3 protein-coding genes are annotated in these 2926 nt (G+C 64.6%); 2 read left to right on the top strand and 1 reads right to left on the bottom strand.

What is annotated here, in order from left to right; genetic code table 11:
• On the bottom strand, positions 1-495 hold a 495-nt coding region (locus WAN02_RS05295), incomplete at its 3' end, for a TetR/AcrR family transcriptional regulator (RefSeq protein ID WP_422263127.1).
• A 109-nt stretch (positions 496-604) separates the two neighbouring features.
• Between WAN02_RS05295 and WAN02_RS05290 the strand changes: the two genes are divergently transcribed.
• Both WAN02_RS05290 and WAN02_RS05285 read left to right on the top strand, forming a co-directional pair.
• Positions 605-1768 (top strand): hypothetical protein, encoded by a 1164-nt coding sequence (locus tag WAN02_RS05290; RefSeq protein ID WP_422263126.1) that lies wholly within the window; start codon positions 605-607, stop codon positions 1766-1768.
• 112 nt (positions 1769-1880) lie between these two features.
• Positions 1881-2926 (top strand): wax ester/triacylglycerol synthase domain-containing protein (locus tag WAN02_RS05285; RefSeq protein WP_422263125.1); only part of this gene is annotated, 1046 nt, incomplete at its 3' end.

The raw sequence follows: 2926 nt of genomic DNA, 5'->3' as shown, positions 1-2926 counted from the left end.
GAATCGCTCCGGGGTGTCATCGCCGATCACATAGTGGCACACCGCGATTCGCACAACGGCTGACGCCGCGATCTCAGCCTGCTCGCCGCCGATGATCCGCGCGATGCGGTCGCGCATGATCGGCAGCACGCGTTTCATCTGCTGCAGAATGTATTCGGGCTCGGTCTCGGCCAGTGAGGCCAGCGAATAGCTGCTCTGAAAGTCGACCACGAATCGCAGTGCCGCATCGAGCCGGTCAGCCCCGCTCAATCCGGTGATCGCGGTGGCGATTCCGGCGTCGAAGTTGTCCTGCTCGTAGAGGCCAAACGCCTCGAGCAGTCCCTCTTTGGAGCCGAAGTAGCGATACAGCGTCGGGCGGGACACCTTGGCCTGCGCGGCCACGTCGGACAGCTGCAGCCGCCGGCGGCCATCGCGCGCCAGCACCACGAAGGTGGCGGCAAGAATCCGTCGTCGCGTCGACAGCTCGGCGTCGACGGTACGTGCGGAAGCCGCCATGGTGTCCCTTACATCTAAGGGGTCAAATGTCACACTGAGCCTACCGCTGGCGCTGGTCGAAAGGTAGCGTTTTATCCCGTCCGGTCCCCCCAGCAGTGAGGTAATCGATTTGCTGTCAACGAACTACGGCGCCTTGGTGCCCGAGGATGAGCTGCTCACCCATCAGATCGTTGACACATTTGCCACGGTGAGCCAGTCGGATCCGTCGTGGACGGAGAAGATCTGGACGATCGCGCACGCCCGCGACAACTCGCTGCAGGTCGTCCTCGGGATCGGGAAGTACACCAATCGCGGCGTCTTCGACGGTGCCGCCGGTGTGTGCCGCGGCACCGAACAGTGGACGGTGCGCGCCGGCCGCCGGTTGTCGTCGGCGTCGGCGAGCACCGAAGTCGGCCCGATTCACTATCAGGTCGTCGAACCATTGCGGGCCATTCGGGTGAGCCTGGACGCCAACGAGCACGCGCCGATCGCGTTCGACGTGGAACTGCGCGGAAGTTTCGATGCGTCACTGGAAGACCCCTGGCCGGACCGCAGCCCGGACGGATACCGGGTGACGCACAACATCCTGCGCTACCACCAGGTCGGGGTGGCGTCGGGCTGGGTCGAGGTGGACGGCAGCCGCGTCGAAATCGTTGCCGATGATTGGATTTCGATCCGCGACCACTCCTGGGGCCTGCGGCCCGGCATCGGCAAGCCGATTCCGGGACTGCCGCGGGGGAGCCGCAAGATCAAGCAGATGTTCATGACGTGGCTGCCGATGACCCTGACTCGGCCGGACGGGTCGGCCTACTCGCTGTTCGTGATGTATCAGGAAGAGCGCGGCGACGGGTTCAGCGAGATCCGTTGCCAGGCAGAGCAACAGAACCCCGACGGCACCTCGCACCGGTTCCCGTCGGTCGAACAGGACATGCACTTCGAAGACGGCAACCGGCGGTTCACGCACGGAACGATCATCCTGAGCGACACCGATGGCTCCAAACGTCCACTGACGATCACCGCGGCCGGCCCCACCGGCTTTCATCTCGGCACCGCGGGCTACTACGGCTGGAACGACTGGGTGTACGGCGAGTGGGTCGGCGACCTGAAGGTCGAGGGAAGCCATGTCAGCGACTGCGACAAGCCGGAGAACGCACGTCAGCTGCACCAGCTACGGGACCTGTTGGTTCGGATCGACGATCCGGTCGGCGGCGGCACCGGGCTGGGCAACGCCGAGACCTTTGCGCTCGGCGCATTCCCAGAGCGCGGACTGACGAACGAAAACTCTTTCCTGTAAACGAAGATCGAATACCGCGGGTGTGTTTCTCGCCCGGACGAGAGTAGTGTCGGCACGGTCGGCGGGGCTTCGCTCGCGAAAATGAGGTTGTCGTTCAAAGGATTTGGTCAGCTTGACCGGAGGCATATTCACCGCGGTCCGGTCGTCGGCGGTCGACGGCTTACGCCTTCTCATGGAGAAGTCGACCACCCAGGCGCCCACCGTGTCGTTCATCGTTATCGAGCCAACCGATCACATCAGCCACGAGCGGCTACAGCAATGGGTGGGCTCGTCGTTGCCGCAACTGACCCGCTTCCGCAGCAGGCTGGTGGACCGACCGTTGGGCGTGGGCCCACCATTTTGGACCGAGATCGACAGGTATGACCCGTCGTCGCAGATCCACCGGGCAACGCTTCAGGCGCCGGGCGGTCCGCGCGAATTCGCCGACCTGATCGCGCACTTGAGTGCGGGATCACGTCATCACCGCGAAATGCTCTGGGAGGCGTGGAGCATTGACGGTCTGTCGGGCGGCCAGTGGGCGCTGGCGCTGCGCCTGTCGCCGGTACTGAGCGAGCGCGGTGTCGGCGCGGCAGCCATCTGGTCCCGGCTACTGAGCTCTGATTCCCGCGGCAGCGACGATCAGCCGAGGCAACCGAGTCCGGGCAAGCCCGCGGTGGGTGAACTCGTCGCCGAGGTGATCAGCGAGCTTCTCGAGTTCCAATTCAAGGGTCTGTACCTTGTCGCGGAAACTGTCTCTGGTCTGCTGCACGTGGCGCGTAGGCAGCTGGGCGGGGGGAAGCCCGTCGAAGAAGTCGATTCGGCGCCGCCGGCGGTGTCATCGATGCGTGGTCCGGTTCCACGCAATGCGTTCAGCGCACCCCTGACCGATCGCCGGGCCGTCGCGTTCACATCGATCTGGTACACCGATCTGGAAACGGTCAGCACCGCGTTCGGCGGCGACGTCACGAATGTGTTGCTGGCCGCCTGCACTCTGTCGATGCGTGCCTGGCTACAACGCTACGACGCCGTGCCCGACGACCCGCTGGCTATGTGGATGCCATTCGCGCAATCAGGCGCCGCGCCCGCCGAGGATCGAGAGTCGCCGATCGCGGGCCAGATACGCATTCCCGTGCAGCTCGTCGATCCCATCGAGATACTGACCAACCTGCACACTGCGAC

The sequence above is a fragment of the Mycobacterium sp. genome, assembly GCF_049281135.1.
In the GTDB taxonomy this organism is placed as follows: Bacteria; Actinomycetota; Actinomycetes; order Mycobacteriales; family Mycobacteriaceae; genus Mycobacterium.
Note: the sequence above shows the minus strand (reverse complement) of the source record. Positions and strands in the feature narration are given on the sequence as shown.